At 42.9% G+C, this 21283-nt stretch carries 22 protein-coding genes; 16 read left to right on the plus strand and 6 right to left on the minus strand.

What is annotated here, in order from left to right:
• The first annotated feature begins 45 nt into the window (after positions 1–45).
• The gene (locus AAFN85_RS21450) at positions 46–735 is read left to right on the plus strand and encodes a response regulator transcription factor (protein WP_347529683.1); all 690 of its coding nucleotides are present in this window, start codon (positions 46–48) and stop codon (positions 733–735) included.
• A 329-nt stretch (positions 736–1064) separates the two neighbouring features.
• Here AAFN85_RS21450 and AAFN85_RS21455 read toward each other — a convergent pair whose 3' ends face one another.
• Positions 1065–1577 carry a hypothetical protein gene (locus AAFN85_RS21455; protein ID WP_347529685.1) on the minus strand — a complete coding sequence of 171 codons (513 nt, stop codon included), beginning with the start codon at positions 1575–1577 and terminating at the stop codon, positions 1065–1067.
• Between the two features lie 154 nt (positions 1578–1731).
• On the opposite strand from AAFN85_RS21455, the gene AAFN85_RS21460 reads away from it, so the two are divergent.
• The 3 genes from AAFN85_RS21460 (at position 1732) to AAFN85_RS21470 (ending at position 5297) form a co-directional block, all read left to right on the plus strand.
• A complete protein-coding gene (locus AAFN85_RS21460) occupies positions 1732–2457 on the plus strand; it encodes an RNA pseudouridine synthase (RefSeq protein ID WP_347529686.1) in 726 nt (241 codons plus the stop codon).
• A 57-nt stretch (positions 2458–2514) separates the two neighbouring features.
• Complete coding sequence (locus tag AAFN85_RS21465; RefSeq protein ID WP_347529688.1) at positions 2515–3993, plus strand: hypothetical protein; 1479 nt, start codon at positions 2515–2517, stop codon at positions 3991–3993.
• Between the two features lie 293 nt (positions 3994–4286).
• Positions 4287–5297 (plus strand): glutamine synthetase beta-grasp domain-containing protein, encoded by a 1011-nt coding sequence (locus AAFN85_RS21470; RefSeq protein WP_347529689.1) that lies wholly within the window; start codon positions 4287–4289, stop codon positions 5295–5297.
• Between the two features lie 60 nt (positions 5298–5357).
• Here AAFN85_RS21470 and AAFN85_RS21475 read toward each other — a convergent pair whose 3' ends face one another.
• Both AAFN85_RS21475 and AAFN85_RS21480 read right to left on the minus strand, forming a co-directional pair.
• Positions 5358–5858: an endonuclease V gene (locus AAFN85_RS21475; protein ID WP_347529691.1), complete on the minus strand. Its 501-nt coding sequence runs from the start codon at positions 5856–5858 to the stop codon at positions 5358–5360.
• Positions 5859–5860: 2 nt separating this feature from the next.
• On the minus strand, positions 5861–6277 hold the full coding sequence (locus AAFN85_RS21480) for a gamma-glutamylcyclotransferase family protein (RefSeq protein ID WP_347529692.1): 417 nt from the start codon (positions 6275–6277) through the stop codon (positions 5861–5863).
• Between the two features lie 116 nt (positions 6278–6393).
• Between AAFN85_RS21480 and AAFN85_RS21485 the strand changes: the two genes are divergently transcribed.
• From AAFN85_RS21485 to AAFN85_RS21515, 7 genes are all read left to right on the plus strand, one after another.
• A complete protein-coding gene (locus AAFN85_RS21485; protein WP_347529693.1) occupies positions 6394–7752 on the plus strand; it encodes a glutamine synthetase family protein in 1359 nt (452 codons plus the stop codon).
• Positions 7753–7948: 196 nt separating this feature from the next.
• A complete protein-coding gene (locus AAFN85_RS21490) occupies positions 7949–8989 on the plus strand; it encodes a hypothetical protein (protein WP_347529694.1) in 1041 nt (346 codons plus the stop codon).
• Between the two features lie 54 nt (positions 8990–9043).
• Positions 9044–9913, plus strand: coding sequence for an HAD-IIA family hydrolase (locus tag AAFN85_RS21495; protein ID WP_347529695.1), 870 nt, complete (start codon positions 9044–9046; stop codon positions 9911–9913).
• 697 nt (positions 9914–10610) lie between these two features.
• On the plus strand, positions 10611–11663 hold the full coding sequence (locus AAFN85_RS21500) for a UDP-glucose--hexose-1-phosphate uridylyltransferase (protein WP_347529697.1): 1053 nt from the start codon (positions 10611–10613) through the stop codon (positions 11661–11663).
• A 44-nt stretch (positions 11664–11707) separates the two neighbouring features.
• Positions 11708–12874 carry an aldose epimerase family protein gene (locus tag AAFN85_RS21505; protein ID WP_347529698.1) on the plus strand — a complete coding sequence of 389 codons (1167 nt, stop codon included), beginning with the start codon at positions 11708–11710 and terminating at the stop codon, positions 12872–12874.
• A 99-nt stretch (positions 12875–12973) separates the two neighbouring features.
• Positions 12974–13348 carry a hypothetical protein gene (locus tag AAFN85_RS21510; protein ID WP_347529700.1) on the plus strand — a complete coding sequence of 125 codons (375 nt, stop codon included), beginning with the start codon at positions 12974–12976 and terminating at the stop codon, positions 13346–13348.
• A 290-nt stretch (positions 13349–13638) separates the two neighbouring features.
• Positions 13639–14082, plus strand: a complete 444-nt coding sequence (locus tag AAFN85_RS21515; protein WP_347529701.1) for a KTSC domain-containing protein — start codon at positions 13639–13641, stop codon at positions 14080–14082.
• An 8-nt stretch (positions 14083–14090) separates the two neighbouring features.
• Here the strand turns inward: AAFN85_RS21515 and AAFN85_RS21520 are convergent, their stop codons facing one another.
• A complete protein-coding gene (locus AAFN85_RS21520; protein ID WP_347529703.1) occupies positions 14091–14681 on the minus strand; it encodes a nucleotidyltransferase family protein in 591 nt (196 codons plus the stop codon).
• 424 nt (positions 14682–15105) lie between these two features.
• Between AAFN85_RS21520 and moaA the strand changes: the two genes are divergently transcribed.
• The 5 genes from moaA (at position 15106) to AAFN85_RS21545 (ending at position 20254) form a co-directional block, all read left to right on the plus strand.
• Positions 15106–16095 (plus strand): GTP 3',8-cyclase MoaA, encoded by a 990-nt coding sequence (gene moaA / locus AAFN85_RS21525; RefSeq protein ID WP_347529704.1) that lies wholly within the window; start codon positions 15106–15108, stop codon positions 16093–16095.
• Positions 16096–16116: 21 nt separating this feature from the next.
• Complete coding sequence (locus tag AAFN85_RS21530; RefSeq protein ID WP_347529705.1) at positions 16117–17319, plus strand: molybdopterin molybdotransferase MoeA; 1203 nt, start codon at positions 16117–16119, stop codon at positions 17317–17319.
• 236 nt (positions 17320–17555) lie between these two features.
• Positions 17556–18026, plus strand: a complete 471-nt coding sequence (gene moaC, locus AAFN85_RS21535) for a cyclic pyranopterin monophosphate synthase MoaC (protein WP_347529706.1) — start codon at positions 17556–17558, stop codon at positions 18024–18026.
• Complete coding sequence (locus AAFN85_RS21540) at positions 18007–19200, plus strand: NTP transferase domain-containing protein (protein ID WP_347529707.1); 1194 nt, start codon at positions 18007–18009, stop codon at positions 19198–19200. The genes moaC and AAFN85_RS21540 overlap by 20 nt, the downstream gene beginning before the upstream one ends.
• Positions 19193–20254, plus strand: coding sequence for a HesA/MoeB/ThiF family protein (locus tag AAFN85_RS21545; protein WP_347529708.1), 1062 nt, complete (start codon positions 19193–19195; stop codon positions 20252–20254). The genes AAFN85_RS21540 and AAFN85_RS21545 overlap by 8 nt, the downstream gene beginning before the upstream one ends.
• Positions 20255–20406: 152 nt before the next feature.
• On the opposite strand, the gene AAFN85_RS21550 is transcribed toward AAFN85_RS21545, so the two are convergent.
• The gene (locus AAFN85_RS21550; protein ID WP_347529709.1) at positions 20407–20826 is read right to left on the minus strand and encodes a molybdenum cofactor biosynthesis protein MoaE; all 420 of its coding nucleotides are present in this window, start codon (positions 20824–20826) and stop codon (positions 20407–20409) included.
• 11 nt (positions 20827–20837) lie between these two features.
• Positions 20838–21272, minus strand: coding sequence for a GNAT family N-acetyltransferase (locus AAFN85_RS21555; RefSeq protein ID WP_347529710.1), 435 nt, complete (start codon positions 21270–21272; stop codon positions 20838–20840).
• Between the last annotated feature and the right edge of the window lie 11 nt (positions 21273–21283).

Here is a 21283-nt window from a genome sequence, read left to right on the forward strand (position 1 = left end):
AGCTGTTGTAAAGCGTATACTTTTACACAAAGAAATTAACGCAACATGAGCAGTACCGCAAAACAGAAAATACTTATTGTTGATGATGAACCGGATATCCTTGAACTGATTGAGTATAACCTCAAAAAAGAAGGCTACCAGGTGTTTTTAGCACGCAATGGCCAGGAAGCTGTTGCCGAAGCTAAAAAATCCCTGCCCGATTTGATCGTTTTGGATATCATGATGCCTAAAATGGATGGCATTGAAGCTTGCCGTATTATGCGCACCATGCCCGAGTTTAAAAATACCTTTATGGTGTTTTTAACCGCCCGCAGTGAAGAGTACTCAGAAATTGCCGGTTTTAACGTAGGTGCTGATGATTACATTGCAAAACCTATTAAGCCACGTGCGCTGGTAAGCCGTATTAACGCTATTTTACGCCGCAACGCCCCATCCGAAGATGTTGTTGATAACAAACTGGAAATAGGCGATCTGGTTATTGACCGTGAGGCTTACCTCGTTTATCAAAAAGGTGTAAAGGTAGTTTTAGCTAAAAAAGAATTTGAACTGCTTTACTTACTGGCTTCAAAACCAGGTAAAGTTTACACCCGCGAGGTGATCCTGAAAAATATCTGGGAAGATTCGGTAGTGGTAACAAACCGCACCATCGATGTACACATCCGCAAACTACGCGAAAAACTGGGCGACGATTGTGTTGCTACCGTTAAAGGTGTAGGTTATAAGTTTGAGGCATAAGGCTCAACCCTAAAGGGATTAAAAATAAAAAGGCTTCTTGGTATTCAGGAAGCCTTTTTGTATAAATAACGTCATTGCGAGGTACGAAGCAATCGCACGGAGGCAGAGCGGCTCTGTATAGTTTGCGATTGCTTCGTGCCTACCCATGACATGTTTTAAAAATGGGTGTCATGCTGAGCTTGTCGAAGCATGGCGGGCAGGGCCTCTGCGCGCGACCCTTCGACAAGCTCAGGGTGACAGGCCATCCCGCCTAATGTCATATATTCCTTCAAAGGCCTCAGCTTTACTTCCGCGCAATGACATGGTGGTGTTAATTAGCTTGTAGAATATTATTTAGCTGCCGCCGTAGCTTTCTTTTTAACAGCAGTAGCGGCTTTCGCTGTTTTAGCAGCAACAGTTTTCTTTGCGGCAGTAGCTTCGGTTTTTGCCTTTGCGGCGGTGGCTTCGGTTTTTGCCTTGGCGGTAACAGTTTTAGCTTTGGCTGCGGCTTTTTCTTTTACTTCTGTCACGGCTTTTTTAGCTTCGGCAACTTCTGTTTTGGCTTTAGCGGTAATTGCTTTTGCTTTAGTGTCGGCTTTGGCTTTTACATCAGCAGCTACGGTTTTTGCTTTCGCGGTTACTTCATCAGCCTTCTTAACAGCGGCTTTTTTGGTAGCTGTTACTTTTTTTGCGGCGGTTGCCTTTTTAGCCGTTACTTTTTCTTTAATATCTTCAATTTTATCTTCGGCAGCTTCTTTTACGTCTTCGGCTGTATCTTTTGTGCCTTCCCAAAGGCTTTCAATTGTTTCTTTAACCTTCTCGAAAAATCCCTTTTCTTCTGGTTCGGTTGAATTTGTGCTCATGATGTTTTTTATAGATAGATGATTAGTAATGTTATTTAATTATGCAAATAACCAGCAAGGCTTAAAGTTTGTTTTATATTGAGGTAATAATCGCGTTGTAAACAGTTAAATAGGGTGATAGCGGTTTAAATTATAAACTGTATTTTTGCAGGCTATGAAGTTTCCGAAATTTGCCGACCAGATACTATTTGAAAACGATGATGTGATTGTGGTGAACAAGCCGCCGTTTATCAGCTCGCTTGATGAGCGTGGCGATGCCGCCGGCGAGATCAGTATGTTGAGGTTGGCCAAAGCTTATTGGGATGATGCCCAGATCTGTCACCGGTTGGATAAGGAAACCTCGGGCGCACTCATCTTCGCTAAAAATCCCGAAGCTTACCGTTCGGTATCTATGCAGTTTGAAAGGCGTAAGGTAAAGAAAGTGTATCATGCCGTTATTGATGGTACCCATACTTTTGATAACCTGCAGGTTGATCTGCCTATATTAAACGTAGGCAAAGGCACCGTAACCATTAGCAGGCAGGAAGGTAAAGCTGCCGAAACCTGGTTTAATTCATTAAAATATTACAAACATTATACCCTGGTTGAGTGCCGCCCGGTAACCGGCCGTATGCACCAAATCAGGATCCACCTTGCTACGCAGCGCGCATCTATCGCCGGCGACGAGACTTATAAAGGCCAGCCGGTGTACTTATCTAAGCTAAAACGTAAATATCACCTCGGTAAAGACCAGGAGGAGCTGCCTATCATGAAACGTTTAGCATTACACTCGTACGAAGTTACCTTTAAAATAAGTGCTGATAATGAGGTAACTATACACGCCCCTTATCCAAAAGATTTTGAAACACTTTTAAAATTGCTTGATAAATTTGATAGTTAATTAATAATTGAAACAAAGTGTTTGATATTACGTATAGCCACCGTATTTTTATACCTAATGGCTTGTTACTTTAAAAAGTTATTCGTTTTTGTTTCGTTGATAATGTTTGGGGCAAGCTGTGTAAAAGCCGAGCCATACGTATATCTATCTGAAGATAGTTTGGTTAGCTTTATCAAGATAGCTAACAAAAATCAGCAGCAAAAAAAGCTGGTGAATTACATCAAGCTCCGTTTTCAAAATGGCCCGGAAAATACCATTTCGCAGGGCAAGGCTGAGGTTTTTAATGAACTTGATAAATTTCAGGTAAACGACCGGGAAGCGTTAAAGTACTTTATTGAAAGTACTATTCAAAAGCGTTACCTGAACTTAAACGGTGCCGAAGCCGCTATGGTTAAAGCCATTAACCAGGCATCAAAAGATAAGGCCGACTTTTTAACCTACTCATTTATAAGTCACCTCGCTTTTATACAAACTGATAAGGGCAACGCGATAGGGGCAATATACAGTTATGGCCTTGCGCAAAAGGAAGCCTTGAAGCTAAACGATCCGCAGTTGCAGGTGGTGCTTAATATCAATATTTCCGATCTGTATTATAAGCTTAACCTGTACGATCAGTCGCTGTTTTACCTCGATCAGGCTTTAGCTGTTAAAGAACTAAATAAAGTAAAAGACGATAGGTTTTATACGGTAGTAAGCTATAACAAAGCCGAAAACTTTTTCAGGATGGGCCTGGCCGATTCGTTAAAGCGTTGCCACGACCAATTGATGGGGCCTAAAAACAAAAGTTATAAACTTTACACCTATCAGTACCGTACGGCCTATTATTTATCGTTGCTTAAGCATCGCTACCCGGAGGCTATCAGGCAGATCAGGGCGTTGCAAGGCGCCAAGCAATATGTTGCCAATGACGTAGATAATCAAAACCTGGCCGATTGTTACTATAAAAACTCACAGCCCGATTCGGCAAAGATCATCGTTGATGAGTTATTGACCCGGCCATACTCCGCAAATCACCCCGAAATTAAATACCACCTTTACGAACTGCTGGGGAAAATAGCACGCGATAAAGGAGATTTCGAGGTAGCTGCCACCAATTTTGATTTGGCACTTAAGCAATCTGAAGAGCGTATTAACAATACCACCCAGGTAGGTAACATATCGGCCCAGATAAAAATAGATAAACTGGAAAGCTCATTTACCGATACTGCCGAGCGTTATCGTCGGGAGCGCCTTATTTTGATCCTGATCATTGTAGCATTCGTTTTTATGCTTGCCGTTATTGTATTGCTTTACCGCAGCATTAGGCAGAAACGCCATTACGAAAAGCTACTGTACGATACCAAAAAGCAGGAGCTTGCCTTCATTAATTCGCACGAAGTGCGCAAGCATCTTACCAATATATTAGGGATAGTTGAACTGATGAACGAGAGCAAGGATAAAAAGGCCGAATTTGCAGAGGTTGAGAAGCATCTTTATAGCTCGGCCAGCAAATTGGATGATGCCATTCGTAATATCTCCGAAAAATTGAGCGATTAACCGTTGTTATTCGCTTTTTTTATGCCGTGTTTAATTATAAAAATCCCCGCGTTACGATATTGTTAAAAAACAATACTGATTTGTGCTGTAAAATATCAAATTGTTAAAAATGCTGTTTTTAATGATTTATATTATGCTTTTTTAGCTGTTAGAGGCATATTCGTGAAAAAAAATTCAAAATTTCTTAACATTTGTAATGATTTTTGTAAAAATAATTTAAATTCGCCTTAATAATTATTGAGATTAATACAAAAGCTATAATTAGAACCCCAACTTTACAATTTAATTAAAAAATGGCAACAAAACTCGAGTACATTTGGCTTGATGGCTACAAACCAACTCAAAGCCTGCGTAGCAAAACAAAAATCGTTAAAGAATTTAGCGGTAAAGTAGAAGATTTAGATAATTGGAGCTTTGACGGTTCTTCAACAGAGCAGGCACCAGGTGGTTCATCAGATTGTATCTTGAAGCCAGTTTTTGTTGTTCCTGATCCGCAAAGAAAAAGCGCTTACTTAGTAATGTGCGAAGTATTAAGCGCTGACGGTAAACCACACGAATCAAACGGTCGTGCTACTATTGCCGATGACGATAATGATTTCTGGTTTGGTTTTGAGCAGGAGTACTTCCTGTGGGATCCTGCTACCGATAAACCACTTGGTTTCCCGGCAGGTGGCTACCCAGCTCCACAAGGCCCATACTATTGTTCAGTAGGCGCTAAAAACGCTTACGGCCGTGAAATTGTTGAAGAGCACTTAGATGTTTGTTTAGAAGCTGGCTTAAACGTTGAAGGTATCAACGCTGAGGTTGCTGCCGGTCAGTGGGAGTTCCAGATCTTTGCAAAAGGTGCTAAAGAAGCTGGCGACCAGATCTGGGTTGCACGTTATTTATTAGAAAGAATTGGCGAGAAATACGGAGTTTCAATTAACTGGCATTGCAAACCGCTTGGTCAATTAGACTGGAACGGTTCTGGTATGCACGCTAACTTCTCGAACGAGATCTTACGTACTGCTAACAGCAAAGAAACTTTCACAGCTATCTGCGAAGCTTTCCGCCCTGCAGTTGCCGAGTGTATCGCAGTTTACGGTGCCGATAACGATCAGCGCTTAACCGGTAAACACGAAACAGCTTCAATTCATGACTTTAGCTATGGTGTATCTGACCGTGGTGCTTCTATCCGTATCCCGCTTTACGCTGTAGATCACAACTGGAGTGGTTACCTGGAAGATCGTCGCCCTAACTCGGCTGCAGATCCATACAAAGTTGCTTCGGTGATCATTAAAACTGTTAAATCAGCGAAATTGTAATTTCCCCCTGAATAACTCATAGTCAGTCCCTCCCGATGTAAAATTGGGAGGGATTTTTTATTAGTCCTTTTTGGTTTCGGTATCCATCAGTTTTAATATCGATGGCATCCGGTAGGGGCCTTTCATGTTTTTTACGTTTTGGGCTGCTTCATTAAGTGGGATACCAATAGCCGAAACGTATAAAGGATTATCACTTTCGCCCCGCTTTACCTCAATAATAGTATCCTTATTGCTCATGAATGAGGTTTTGGCCACGCCAATAACGGGTACCTGTTTATCCAATGCTTCGTAAAGTTTACCGCCCAGGCCAAAACCACCTTCGTTATTGATATAAATGTAGCCATCTACAATAACAGCGTCGAGGGTTTGAAGGTCCACTTGTTTTAAAAGCTTTAGGATGCAAGGAAGTTCGCGTCGGTAAAATTCGCCGGAGATATATTCTTCAATCCCTGTAAAGTATTCGGTGACTATTTGAACAGGTTGCTCATTGGGCCAGTTAAATAAAACGCCAACAGCTTTGGCCCTGTCTTCCATATAATAAACATCAATAGCAAGCAGCATGATCAGGCAGATTGGTTAGTAAGATATTGTATATAGTTTCCGCTCATTATTTGGGGATATTGATTAACCGGAAGGGCGTAAAAATATACCCAGCAGTTCATAGCCCCGCTATCTGTTTCAACCTTATATAACTCACGGGTGTATTCATGGGGGAGGGGATCATTGGGGCCGATGCCTTCATAATCGTCGAGTATTCGTAGTGCGGTTTCGGCATCGTTCATTAAAAATATACTGCCGTAAACATAGGTACCGGTACTGTCATCGGCAACTGCACCCGGATACTCGCCAATATCATAAAGCCTGCCTTTAAACTTTGCAGGGGCCATGAGCTTGCAGTGTGCGTTTAGATATTGGCCAAACTGGTTGGTTGCCAATAACAATGTTCCGTAAACAAATAAATAAGCGCTTGTTGTTTCCATTAAATAATAAAACAAAGGTAAGCGGATGTGCGTATTAAACACGCGGGGGCTTAATTTTTATAGTTTAAGCCATAATAACTATCTTGCCCAACCTTAACCAGCCATAATTTTATACCATGAACGCAGAGCAGATCAAAGCATATATTGAACAAAATAACATCCAGAAAATCAAATTCGCCTTTGCCGATATTGATGGCGTTTTACGCGGAAAGGTGATCCATCCCAAAAAGTTTCTGGACGGCTTGCAAAGCGGCTACGGTTTTTGTGATGTGGTTTTTGGCTGGGACAGCAGCGATGTTTGCTATGATAATGTAGCGCTTACAGGCTGGCAAAGCGGTTACCCGGATAAGCTTTGCCGTATTGATCTTTCAACGCTGCGCAATGTGCCATGGCAGGATGATATTCCTTTCTTTTTGGCCGATTTCAGTAAGCCCGATGGTAATGACTTGCCCGCCTGCCCACGCAGTTTATTAAAGCATATCAAGGCGCAATGTAACGAAATGGGCTACCATGCCGAGTTTGCGCAGGAGTTTGAATGGTTCAATTTTAAAGAAACACCGCAAAGCCTCGCCGACAAAAAGTTTACCAATATTGAGCCGCTTACGCCGGGAATGTTTGGCTACTCAATACTGCGCACATCAGAGAATAGTGATTTTTATTACGATCTGTTTAATCTGCTTACCAAATTCAATATCCCTATTGAGGGGCTGCATACCGAAACTGGTCCGGGAGTGTACGAAGCCGCTATACTGCATGATGAGGTTTTAGCTGCCGCTGATAAAGCTGCTTTATTTAAAACAGCTGTTAAGGAGATAGCCTATAAACACGGCATAATAGCATCGTTCATGGCCAAATGGACTGAAACGTTGCCAGGTTGCTCTGGCCACATCCATCAAAGTTTGTGGACAAAAGATCAATCAAAAAACCTGTTTTACGATGCCAATGATGTAAACAAAATGAGCGACCTGCATAAGCATTATCTTGCAGGGCAGTTGTATTGCATGCCTCATTTACTGCCAATGTACGCGCCAACAATTAACAGCTATAAACGCCTGGTTGAAGGTGCATGGGCACCAACCACCATTACCTGGGGAGTAGAGAACCGTACCACAGCCATCCGCATTATTAACACTACCGAAAACTATACCCGGTTAGAAACACGTATTCCTGGCTCGGATACTAATCCATACCTCGCTATGGCAGCTGCACTGGCTTCGGGTTTATACGGCATTAAAAATAAGCTGGAACTAAATATTGAGCCTACAGTAGGCAATGGTTACCAGGATAAGCGTAACGGCGTATTATGGCCTAACCTGCATGCCGCAGCTACAGCCATGCAACAATCTAACCTGGCCAAAGAGTTATTTGGCGAAGGTTTTGTTGAGCATTTTACGCAAACAAGGTTGTGGGAGTACCGTCAGTTTGCCAAAAGCGTTACTGATTGGGAGCTGAAGAGGTATTTTGAGATCATATAATGTTTTCCCTTTAACGTCATTGCGAGGTACGAAGCAATCCCCGATTAGCAGATCCGCCCTGTATAGTTTGGGATTGCTTCGTACCTCGCAATGACGTTTTATTATTAATCCCGCCTAAACAAAATATCATATATTTGTCCCCTTAATTATAAACCGAAGCTGCCATTGGCGTAACTTTGCCGGCAGAATTATACAAATGGACTATTCTTTTATTATCCGCAAGGCCTGGGAGGGGTATGACGCGTCGAAAACTATCCGCGACATTGAAGAGATCAGCGCGATGGTATCAACCAATCACGTATACCGCATTACGTTCGACGATGACGACATAATCATAGCTAAACTCTCATACTTTGGCAAGTTCGAAAATTTTAAAGAGGACCACCGCATTATCCAAACGCTGGCCATTAACCTGCTTTATCCGTTCGAAAACTTTTTGGCCCGTTCACTGCAAAAAAATAACCGGGTTTATATCTATCATCATAAACAAAATAAAGCTGAAGAGGCCTGGGTGGTATTTTACAATCCAACCCGCATTCTGGAACGCTTGCCACGCCGCCTTGAAGATAAGCACATCAAAAAGCTTGGCCAGCAGGTAGGCCGGTTTCACAAAGCATGTTCGAGGGTTAAAAACGTGTTGCCTAAATCGTCAAAAACCTTGCGTACCGATATCTCGGCCCTGATGCAACAACTGGAGGCCGATCCTAAGCAATTCGGCAGCGGCATGCAGGCTGATTTCTTGAAATACCATTGTGAAACCTTTCTGAAAAACCGCTCTAAATACAACATGAGTTCGTTCGAGATCATACCGGTATTTATCGACTGGAACATCGGCAATTTTTCGGTAACGCCCGATCTGGAATTGTATTCTCGCTGGGATTACGATTGGTTTAGGATGAGTTACCGCCTGCTCGATTTCTACTTTTTCAGCCGTGTAGTATCTGATGTTGGCGATCGTACCGTATTTAGCTACGTGATCAACACCATGATGGAAGATCGTTTCATCTTGTTTTTGAAAGAATATCACAAAGTAAATCCGCTTACAGCAGACGAGATCAGGTTTTTGAAAGAAGCTTACCGCTTTTTTATCCTCAATTATGTGGTTAAAGATGGAAAGCACTTTTTTAACGAGCAATACGCCAAAAAACTACAGGCCGAAGCATTTGACGTGTATTTACCATCGGTAGACAGGGATTTTGATGCCGAAAAAATTATCGAGGCTTTAAAATTGAAATAGGTTAGCTATCTTTCGGGCCGTTTTATCTGCTAACCCCCAAAAAAATCTGAAAGTATGACCCGAATAGACAACTTTAAATCCATTATCGATAAATATGAAGTTGTTTTTTTTGATGCTTTCGGAGTTTTAAAAAACTATGGTGGTTTACTGCCGGGTATTGAAAATACTTTCGCATACCTGCAAGAGCAAGGCAAGGAGTATTTTATTGTAACCAACGATGCCTCGCGCAGCCCGGTGCAACTGGCCGAATCATATAGCAGCAAAGGCTTAACCGCAATAACTCCCGATAGGATCATATCATCGGGCATGCTTACCAAAGAATACCTTGATTTAAAGGTAAATGATGGTATTGTGGCTTACCTCGGTACGCCGGATTCCGCGCACTATATTGATAGTTCAGGTCTGCACACCTTGCCTATCAGCGAGGTTAACGCAAGCAATATCGATAGCGTTAATGCCCTTGTTTTCCTCGATGACGAAGGCTTCGAGTGGGAACGCGACCTCAACAAAACCGTTAACCTGATGCGGAAACGCACCATCCCGGCTATTGTAGCCAATACCGATCAGGCTTATCCCGTTACCAAACAGGATGTATCCATAGCCATAGGAGGCCTGGCCAGCATGATCGAAAAAATTGTAGGCAAAGCCTTCATCCGCTTCGGCAAACCTGATTCGCAGATGTTTATGTTTGCCTACGATCTGCTGCGTGAGCGTAGGCCTATCAGCAAAAAAGATATCGTAATGGTAGGGGATACCCTGCAAACCGATATCCTGGGCGGCAATAAATTCGGTTTAGATACGGTATTAGTATTATCCGGCAACACACAGGCTAAGGATGCCGAAAACCGGATAACCTCAACGGGCATTGTACCAACTTACATCTGCGATTCGGCTGTGGTGGAGATTGGCGGCTTAGGGTTTTAAAGCCGCGACGCAAGTTTTTTATTTCACGCAAAGGCGCGAAGCCGCAAAGATTTTAAGTCCATTGCGGCTTTAATATTTCTACAACTCTGCATACTTAAATCTACAACAAGCCAGTCCTTATCTTTTCCTTAGCGTCTTCGCGACTTTGGGTTTTAAAGCCGCAACGCAAGTTTTTTTATATCACGCAAAGACGCTAAGCCGCAAAGATTTTAAGTTCATTGCGGCTTTAATATTTCTACAACTCTGCATATTTAAATCTACCACAAGCCAGTCCTTATCTTTTCCTTAGCGTCTTCGCGATTTTGGGTTTTAAAGCCGCAACGCAAGTTTTTTTATATCACGCAAAGGCGCGAAGCCGCAAAGATTTTAAGTCCATTGCGGCTTTAATATTTCTACAACTCTGCATACTTAAATCTACAACAAGCCAGTCCTTATCTTTTCCTTAGCGTCTTCGCGACTTTGCGTGCCTAAAACCTACGCCAGGCAAATAAACCATAGTGCCTTTGTATACTTAAAACCTCCGCCAAAACGGCTCTCCTTTCCACAAATCCTATCAATCTTTCTACCATTTCTATTTATTTCAAAAACTCTATTTTAAATGTAAGGTTTACATTTATTTTTACCACCTTTGAAATCGCTAAGGTATAACTGTCTACCTTACATGTATTAGCCAATTGTTACCTGATTTTAAAAACTAATGGAAACTAATTTCGACTTAAAAGAACACCCGCACAGTAGATTAAACATTTTAACAGGCGACTGGATCCTGGTATCGCCACACCGTACAAAACGCCCATGGCAGGGCAAGGTTGAGGCTACACAAGCTGAAGACCGCCCACAATATGACCCGGCCTGTTACCTTTGTCCAACCAACAAACGCGCCGATGGCAGCGAAAACCCCGATTACAAAGGCAGTTTTGTGTTCACCAATGATTATTCATCATTATTATTAAACACGCCCGACGGTGGTTTAAACGAAGATGAACTGCTGGTAGCCAACAGCCAAAAAGGTATTTGTCGCGTTATAAGCTTCTCACCAAGACATGATCTTACTTTGCCGCAAATGACCACTGAAGAGATCGCTAAAGTGGTTAATGTATGGCAAAATGAATTTCAAGACCTTGCATCGTATCCATGGATCAAACATATCCAGATCTTCGAAAACAAAGGCGATATCATGGGTTGCAGTAACCCGCATCCACATGGCCAGATCTGGGCACAAAACAGCCTGCCTGTTGAAGTGGCTAAAGAAACTCAGCAACAAAAACTACACTTCGAGCAAAAAGGCACCAGCCTGCTGGCCGATTACCTGGCGCTTGAATTGAAAAAACAAGACCGCGTAGTTTTTGAAAATGAGCACTTTGCAGTATTGGTGCCGTTTTGGGCTGTTTGGCCTTACGAAACCATGATCATTAGTAAAAGACATGTTACAAGCATCCTGTATTTTACTGATGAGGAAAAAGTAGCTTTGGCCGATGCCATCAGACGATTGACCATTAGGTACGATAATATGTTCGAAACCTCGTTTCCTTATTCGGCCGGTATGCACCAATCGCCGGTTAACTCTGGCGATCATCCTTACTGGCACTGGCACATGCATTTTTATCCGCCATTGCTGCGTTCGGCAACGGTAAAAAAATTCATGGTAGGCTATGAAATGCTGGCTAATCCGCAGCGCGACATCACTGCCGAATTTGCTGCCGAAAAGTTAAGGGGTTTAAGCGAGGTGCACTACAAAGCGAGGGAATAATGAAAAAACACTATTTTTAAAACCAAACTATAACCAAGCCATTTATGAGAAATTTATTTAAAGGCATTTCGTTAGCAATTTTACCAGCATGTAGCCTATATTTGGCAGCTTGTAATCAAACTTCAACCTCACAGAAAAACACTACTATGGCGGATAGCACCAAAACTACTGCATCGGCATTCGAAAAAACAATTGATGGGAAACAAACCCATTTGTTCACCCTTAAAAACAAAAACGGCGCCACTGCTACCATTACCAACTATGGCGGCCGTGTAGTAAGCCTTTCAGTTCCTGATAAAAATGGCAAACTGACCGACGTAGTTTTGGGTTTTGATGATGTGGAAGGTTTCGAAAAATCGACCGAGCGTTATTATGGAGCTACCATTGGCCGCTACGGTAACCGCATTGCTAAAGGACACTTTAAAATAGATGGCAAGGATTATCAATCGTCAATAAACAATACCCCAAATACGCTGCACGGTGGCAAACACGGCTTCCAGGAAGTAGTATGGGATGGAAAGCTGATCGATTCATCAACTGTTGAGCTTACCTACGTATCAAAAGATATGGAAGAAGGTTTCCCGGGCAACCTGAACGTTAAGGTAACTTACAGCCTTACCGATGATAACTCATTTAAATGCGAGTACGAGGCTACAACTGATAAAAAAACGGTTGTTAACTTAACTAATCACGCTTTCTTTAACCTTAACGGGGAAGGTAGCGGTACCATCCTTGATCACCTTGTACAAATTAATGCCGATGGTTATCTGCCGGTTGATGCCGGTTTGATCCCAACAGGCAAAATTGAAAAAGTTGCAGGTACTCCGTTTGATTTTACCAAACCTGAAACCATTGGCAAACGCATTAACGAAAACAACGAGCAGTTGAAAGATGGTAAAGGTTACGATCATAACTTTGTGCTGAACAAGCATGATATGAGTGTGCCTGTTGCTACCGTTATTGGCGATAAAAGCGGTATTAAAATGGAAGTATTTACCGAAGAGCCAGGCTTACAGTTTTACAGCGGTAACTTTATGCAGGCTAAAAACGTGATGAAACGCGGTATTAAAGATGAATACCGTACTTCATTCGCGATGGAGACACAGCATTTTCCTGATTCTCCAAATCAGCCACAATTCCCATCAACTGAGTTGAAACCTGGGGATACTTACAAAACACAATCGTTATATAAATTTTCGGTAGTGAAATAAGCTTTAGTTTATTCAGATATACATAAAAGTCCTGCTCATGGCGGGACTTTTTGTTTTATATTAGTATTCTAACCTTACCATTATATCTATTAATTTGAAATGAGTGCCTGGCGAAAAAGAGCGATAGAATGTCTGCCCGAATCAAGAAAAGAGTTTGAAGCACCCTCAACTTCAATTTACGGTGTATTTATGGAACTGCTGCCGGCCACTATCGCGGCCCACCAAAATAAAGACCAGGTGTTACTTAAGCAGTATTATGATTTCGCTGCATGGTGCTTTAGTCAAAAATCTAAAGATTTATGGAATGCCGCAGGAGTAAGTTTTTATGAACATCTGGGAGATAGAACGGAAACGCTGCAGGCCATGCATCTTTGGGTTAGCCGGGATATTTATTTAGAAATAAGAGAGCTTTTAAAGCAAAGGCTGGATGATACGATTATGAAGGAGTTGGATGGACGTTATGCGGTACGCTGATAAATTTTGTCTGCAATAGTATCTCTCCACTTCTGATTGCCTGCAATTGGTCATGAATACACGACCTTGCGTGGGAGAGTAATTGAAGTTACAACTTACCCCACAAGGCCGTGTCTCCACGGCCGATTCCCTGCCTTCCTTGCCATCCTCACAATCCCTTAACAAAACCATAATTAAATCTCCTCATTTTTCCTCGATTAAAAAGCGTACCTTCGCGCCGTTATTTTCTAAAAGCCAGCATTTTATCATTTACACGCTTGGCTTTCAACGGAAATAACTAATAAATCAGCATGAAAAAAATTGTCGACTACAGGAAACTCTTAGGCGTAACCGAAACAGCAGAATTAAGCGAATTAAGGTCAGTATATAAAAGCCTGATGAAAACCTGGCACCCCGACAGGTTTCAGGATGAGGGTAGGGTTGAGGCTGAAGAAAAAAGCAAAACCATTATTGAAGCCTACCATTTTTTGGTAAGTATAGCCCCCGAAACCCGTGCGCAAACTTTAGCCGAATATACAGCAACCACCACGCAATCAAATATTGCCGATTTTGAATACAAGCAACAGGTATTAAAAGTTGAGTTTTTGGATGGCAACGCGTACGAATATTTTGACGTGCCGAGAGCGGTTTACGTTAAATTAGTTAATGCCGATTCGCCGGGCCGTTTTGCACGCAGGCATATTTTTACCGAGTTTGTTTATCGTAGCGTAAACAAGCTGGTAGCTTCGGCCTAATTATAAAATTAGCCGGCCTGGTTTAATCTTTCCAGGTCGTCGGTAGTATCAATATCAATAGCCCCTAAAGGGAAAGGAATAGTTAAAGTGTCATCGGGGTGCGCCTCGATGATTTTTTTTGCGCCTTCCTGTCCTTTTAATTGAAGCAATTCGGGAAAATATTTAGCATCGAACAAAGCCGGGGCACCCACCACATCGCGGTAGCTACTGGCTATAATGCCACAGTCGCTATGCTCATTTTTATCAGTTAGTTGCGATAACAGGAAAGGATCAACAAAAGGCTGATCGCACAGCATCAAAATAATGGATGTTACGCGTGGTTCCAATCGTAGCATTTCGGTTACACCCAAACGTATTGATGAGGCCATGCCTTCCTGCCAATCGGTATTATAAGTGATATGCACCATTTGGTCGGATATGTTGGGGCGGATAACGCCTTCGTTGGCACCAAGTACCACAATAACTTTTTGGCAATGCAGACAGGTTAACGCTGTTTGAACGGCGCGCTGTAACAGGGTTTGGCCCTGGTAGATAAGGTTTTGCTTTGGCGAACCGAAACGGCTTGATGCCCCCGCGGCTAAAATAATGATCCCTGTCATTTAAAAACTGTTTAAGATAGGCCGATTGTGCTGCTGATATAATTTAAGCTGGTTATCAAATCAGCTATCACAATTTCTGCAACGTTTTTATTTTATTCCGGGTTTAGGGGATTCCCCGATTACAGTGCCAGGTTGCAGATGTATCCCTTATTACGGTAAGTACTTAATTAAAGTTATAGTTATGTGTGATAATTGATAACGAATTGATTTTTTGATACTTATGTGTATTTTTTATCATTCTTTTAGTTTTTTTAATTATCTATTAGTTTAAAATAGGACTACCATTGGCTTTAATGGTTTAATAAAAAATGTAATTCATTAAGGCTCCTCCCTACGGTATTGATTATTTTTACCTTAAGCATGTATAAACTTTAACATGCTACCAATGTTTATTGATTAAATTTACCGGGTAAAGGAAACTATTTTGCTGATTGATAACCACGGCCGACCAATAACCTATCTGCGCCTTGCGGTGACAGATAAATGCAACCTGCGTTGTTTTTACTGCATGCCTGAAGAGGGACTTGATTGGTTATCGCGCGCTGAGTTGATGAGTTACGAAGAGATGCTGCATGTTTGCCGGGTAATGGTAAATATGGGTATCGAAAAAATTCGAATTACCGGCGGCGAGCCCTTTGTGCGTAAAGATATTATGCAATTGCTCACGGCTATTGCCGGGTTGGATGGTTTGAAAGAATTGAGCCTTACCACCAACGGCGTATTAACAGCCCCTTACGTTCCCGAATTGAAAAAGATAGGCATCCGCTCGGTGAACCTCAGCTTGGATACTTTAGATGCCAATCGCTTTTTTACCATAACCCGCCGCGATGAATTTGCCAACGTAATAGCCGCTATGGAAGCTATGTTGCACCACGATATGGAGGTGAAAATAAATGCTGTGGTAATGGATGGCAAAAACACGCAGGACATTTTGCCATTGGTTGAGCTAACCAAAGATTTGCCGGTAAGCGTAAGGTTTATTGAAGAGATGCCTTTTAATGGCGATGGCCATGTTTACGATGGCCTGCATTGGGATTATGTGAGGATTTTGGATGAGATCAAAACAAAGTATCCGCAGATCAAAAAACTGGATGATCCGGCAAATTCAACCGCTTACAATTATCAAATTCCGGGGCATAAAGGTAGTGTAGGCATTATTGCAGCCTACTCCCGTACCTTTTGTGGTACCTGTAACCGCATTCGCATTACTCCGCAGGGGCAATTAAAAACCTGTTTGTATGATGATGGGATACTTAATGTAAGAGATTTGCTGAGAGAGGGCATAGAGGACGATAGATTACGAAATATATTGCAGGAAGCCTTTAAGCACCGGCCAAAAGATGGCTGGGAAGCTGAGCGAACAAGAGCAGCCCAAACAGGCATCCACGAATCGATGGCAACCATAGGAGGGTAGCCGTTAATCCAAATATAAAATATGACAACCGTTGCCGAGGCCGAAAAACTGGTGCTTTCACAAATAAGGGATTATGGTATCCAATTGCTCCCTTTTGAGCAGGCTTTAGGCTATGTACTGGCCGAAGATCTGAAAGCCGACCGTGACCTGCCGCCTTTTAACCGGGTAACCATGGATGGCATCGCGCTAAAATATTCGGCCATAAAAAATGGTATCGATACATTTAGGATCAAAGCCACACAAGCAGCCGGAGACGAACCTGTTAATATAGAACAGGAAGACGAATGCATCGAGATCATGACCGGGGCGGTTTTGCCTGCATCGGTAGATACAGTTGTGCGTTACGAGGATGTAAAGATAGATCAACGTCAGGCAACATTGCTTTCAGCAGAAATTAAACAGGGGCAAAACCTCCACCTAAAAGGAGTTGATAAAAAACAAGGCGATTTGGTAGCAAAAGGAGGCGTAGTTGTTAGCCCGGTCATCATTAGCCTGGCGGCATCGATAGGCAAAACCCATTTGCTGGTGAAAAAAATGCCGCGGGTAATGATCATCTCGTCGGGCGATGAATTGGTTGATGGAGATCAAACCCCATCGCCCTACCAGATCCGAAAATCAAACAGCTACACGGTAAAGGCGGTACTGAAAAAGCATAACATAGATGCCGATATTCTGCACATTCCAGATGATCCGGCTATCACTAAAGAAAAAATACAACATTGCCTCAAAAACTACGATGTGTTGCTGTTAAGCGGCGGCATTTCGATGGGCAAGTTTGATTATATCCCGCAGGCATTAGAAGATTTGGGTGTAGAAAAACTATTCCATAAAGTAGCCCAGCGGCCGGGTAAACCATTTTGGTTTGGAAGGTATGGCGATGAGGGCGCGCTGGTATTCGCTTTTCCAGGCAACCCAGTAGCAACATTTATGTGCCTGCACCGCTACTTTTTAACCTGGCTTAATACCACATTAAGCTTGCCTTCCAAAAAAGTAACTTACGCCGCGTTAGGTCGTGATTTTACTTTTAAGCCCGAATTACAGTACTATTTACAGGTAACTTTACAAAGCAACGAGCAGGCTCAACTGATAGCCATGCCCGTGGAAGGAAATGGTTCGGGCGATTTTGCTAATTTAGCCGGTACCGAAGCTTTTTTAGAACTGCCATTGGAAAGGAGCGAGTTTAAGAAGGGTGAGGTGTTTATTTGCTGGGATTACACCGATTGATTTTTGATTACACCGATTTTTTTGGAGGGTTTTAAAGATTGATTTATTTAATGATGGATTAAAACGGTTAAAATGATTGAATAGAATTAAATGAAGCAAAAATAAAATCAAAACAATCAACTAAAAAGAAATCTGTGTAATCACCCTATAAATCTGTGTAATCCCAGAAAAAAATAATCAGCTGAAAAAGAATCGGTGTAATCAAAAATCAATCGGTGTAATCCCCAAAAAAAATAATGTTAACCCACATAAACAAACAAGGCAACCCCAATATGGTTGATGTAACTGAAAAGCAGGTTACGCAACGTACCGCCACCGCGCGTAGCATTGTGATTTTACCTGCCGAAGTTTTTGAACTTTTATCGGGCGATGAGTTGCAATCGAAAAAAGGGCCTGTTTTTCAAACGGCTATTATAGCCGGTATTATGGCCGCCAAAAAAACCGGCGACCTGATCCCGCTTTGCCACCCGCTGGGTTTGGATAACTGTAATATCAGCGTTCAAATTAACGAACAGCAGGAGGTAGTTGTTGATTGTACAGCAAGTATTACCGCCAAAACAGGGGTAGAGATGGAGGCTTTGGTAGGCGCTTCAATAGCCGCGCTAACCATTTATGATATGTGCAAGGCCATGAGCCATGATATTGTGATAAAAGAAACCAAACTGATAGCAAAAACAGGAGGTAAACGTGATTTTAAACGATCATAACCAATCAGATAAAGGGCATCGTAAACATGCCAAACTGGCTAAACCATCAACAGGTAATTTCGGCCGTAATGAGTGGGCCATTGTAGGTGGCCCGTGTACGGTGATCAAGCTGCTGGCTGATGACGTGATCAGGGCGTTTTCGCCGGTTTATAAGTGTGCGTATGTGGATACCTCACATAGTGATGATTTTACTTCATTGCCGGGGCGCTTAGCAGGCGGTGCTTCGTTAGAATATACTGACCAGATCAATCATCAGCAATTCAATTACCCCAATCCAATCTACCCGTATCAGCTTAAACAGCAATTTTCTGCTGCCGATCTGATTTTGGTTAACGGTAACCATCAGCAGGCTAAAAAACAGGTGGTGATCATCGATATTAATAAAACAGCCTCGCTGCAAAAACGGCTGGGGCAGTTAACCGATGTACAATTGTTTTTGCTGGCTGATAACGCGAACGAGATCCCTGATTTTGTCCGGGAAGCTATTCCGCACTGGCAGCAGGTTCCTGTACTGCGAGCTGATGACCGTGAAAATATTATCGCTTTTTTCGACGATGCTTTAAAGCAGGCCAAACCCGTTTTAAACGGATTGGTGCTTGCAGGCGGCAAAAGTACCCGGATGGGTTTTGATAAAGGCGCAGCGGCATGGCACGGCAAACAGCAACGTTACTACATGGCCGATATGCTGAAAAACTTTTGTAAAGATGTTTACATTTCGGGCAGGCCAGGACAACGACAGGAAATTGACCAGGCATACCCAGTTATTGAAGATACTTTTACCGGTTTGGGGCCGTTTGGAGCCATCCTTTCAGCCTTTAGAGAACAACCGGATGCCGCATGGCTGGTTATCGCCTGCGATCTGCCTTTAATGGATGAGGCTACATTGCGTAACCTGGTGGCCTGGCGTAATATTTCGTCGGTGGCTACGGCCTATCATAGTCCGGTTACTGATTTTCCGGAGCCTTTGATAGCTATATGGGAACCTAAAAGCTATCAGGTACTGTTATCATTCCTGGCACAGGGAAATTCATGCCCGCGCAAAGTTTTGATCAATAGTGACATTACCTTGCTTAATGCGCCCAATTTCGAGGCTTTAACCAATGTAAACACGCCCGAAGAATTGGAAAAAGTAAAATCAATGATCCACACTAAAATAGTTACCACTAATGAATGAGGATTTACAACGATATAGCTGCCAAATAGCCCTGCCGGGCTTTGGCAACCAGGCTCAACAACTGATACAGCAAGCCCGGGTGTTAGTAGTAGGAGCAGGTGGTTTAGGCTGCCCTGCCGCTCAATACTTGGCTTCAACCGGTATAGGCACATTGGGTATTGCCGATTACGATTCGGTATCTATCAGCAACCTGCACAGGCAAGTATTATATACCCCGGCCGATGAAGGCAAAAATAAAGCTGAAGTTGCTTGCGAAAGGCTTACCCTGCAAAATCCCGGCATTAAACTAATACCACACACTCAAAAAGTAACTTCTGATAATGTGATGGAGGTTATAGCCGGTTATGATATTGTGCTGGATGGTACCGATAATTTTGAAACCCGTTACCTGCTTAATGATGCCTGCGTTTTAAGTGGAAAGCCGTTGGTTTACGGCGCTATTTACCAGTTTGAAGGCCAAGTTGCCGTATGGAATGTAGACACAGGAAAAGGTACCAATTCGCCCAATTACCGTGATCTGTTTTCTGATGTTGACGCAACGCAGATCCCTAACTGTACAGAGGGCGGGGTGATCCCAACCCTGGCCGGTATCATCGGCTGTATGCAGGCCAATGAAGTTATCAAATACATCACTAAAACCGGCGATCTGTTGGCTGGTAAAGTGCTGATCTTTGACGCACAAACTATGCAAAGCCGCATTTTTAAAATTGGCCCGGTTACCAAAACGCATATCAGGCGCTTAAAAACAACCATTGCTATTCCAACTATCAATGCTGCCGATCTGAAAGAAAAGATGCTGCATGATGATACCCTTGAACTGATTGATGTACGCACCTTGCAGGAACGTGACGTTTTTGATATTGGCGGTACACATATCCCGCTTGATGAACTTGAAGAATATCTGGCTTATTTTGCCAGTGCCAATACCAAAGTGCTCTACTGCTCGTCGGGTAAAAGAAGTGATGAGGCTGTCAAACTAATCATGAAACGTATTCCTGACGCTGATGTGTTTTCGTTGGAAGGGGGATTAGGGGAATGGGCATTGAGTAATTGACTTACCTCAGCCGGTCGGCTCCAGCCGAGTGGCAACTATTGAAGCGGCCTCTGGCCGCCGGAGCAGTATTGCAAGGTGCGCAGGCCAGAGGCCTTGTGGTAATTGCCACTCGGCTGGAGCCAAGCGGCTGCGTTGAATTTTATATACCCAACTCACGGATGCGCCGCCACCCAAATATCCCCATCCTCAAAGCTTTCATTTTTCCAGATGGGCACGGTTTGTTTAAGTGTATCAATAATATACCGGCAAGCGTCAAAGGCTGCATCGCGATGAGCGGCCGAAACGGCAATTACTACAGGCACTTCTCCAACTTGTAATAAGCCGGTACGATGATGGATGAGTATTTTTTGAACCGGCCAGCGCTCAAAAGCCTGGGTAGCTATCTTGTTCATCTCGCTGATGGCCATCGGTTCATAGGCCTCAAAATCAAGCTTTAAAACTTTTTTGCCTTTGGTGGCATTACGCACGGTGCCAATAAACACATCTATGCCTCCCGATTCGGGCGACATGATCCAATCGATACATGATTGGATGTTGAGTGTTTTGTCCGATAGTAATATCTGCGTATTCAAAATTCAATAGTTTAAGCTTGTTCAATTAGCGATTTCATCAGGTATTTGGGCGATTCAACATAGCCTTGCCGGTAATAAAAACGATGGGCATCTACCCGGCGGGTATGGCAATGCACTTCTATGCGGTCGCAGTTGCGCTCTTTGCCAAGTTGGGTAATGTGATCTTCCAATGCTTTACCGATGCCTTTGCCCCGGATATTTTCATCTACCGAAAAACAACTGATCCTGATAAAGTCGCCTTTAACAACCAGTTGCGTTAAAAAATCAATAGCAATAAAACCGGCAACCGTTCCTTCATCCTCATAAACCAAAACTCTCGACTGTGATTGGCCTAACATTTTTTCAAGGTTAGCAGGTAAAAAATCTTCGGTACCCGGATAACCCAATTGCGTTAGCAATGCGGATATAGCGGAATGGTCAGCCAAAGTGGCATTTCTGATAGGCATTAGTGAATGAT

The organism is Mucilaginibacter sp. CAU 1740 (assembly GCF_039839285.1).
In the GTDB taxonomy this organism is placed as follows: domain Bacteria; phylum Bacteroidota; class Bacteroidia; order Sphingobacteriales; family Sphingobacteriaceae; genus Mucilaginibacter.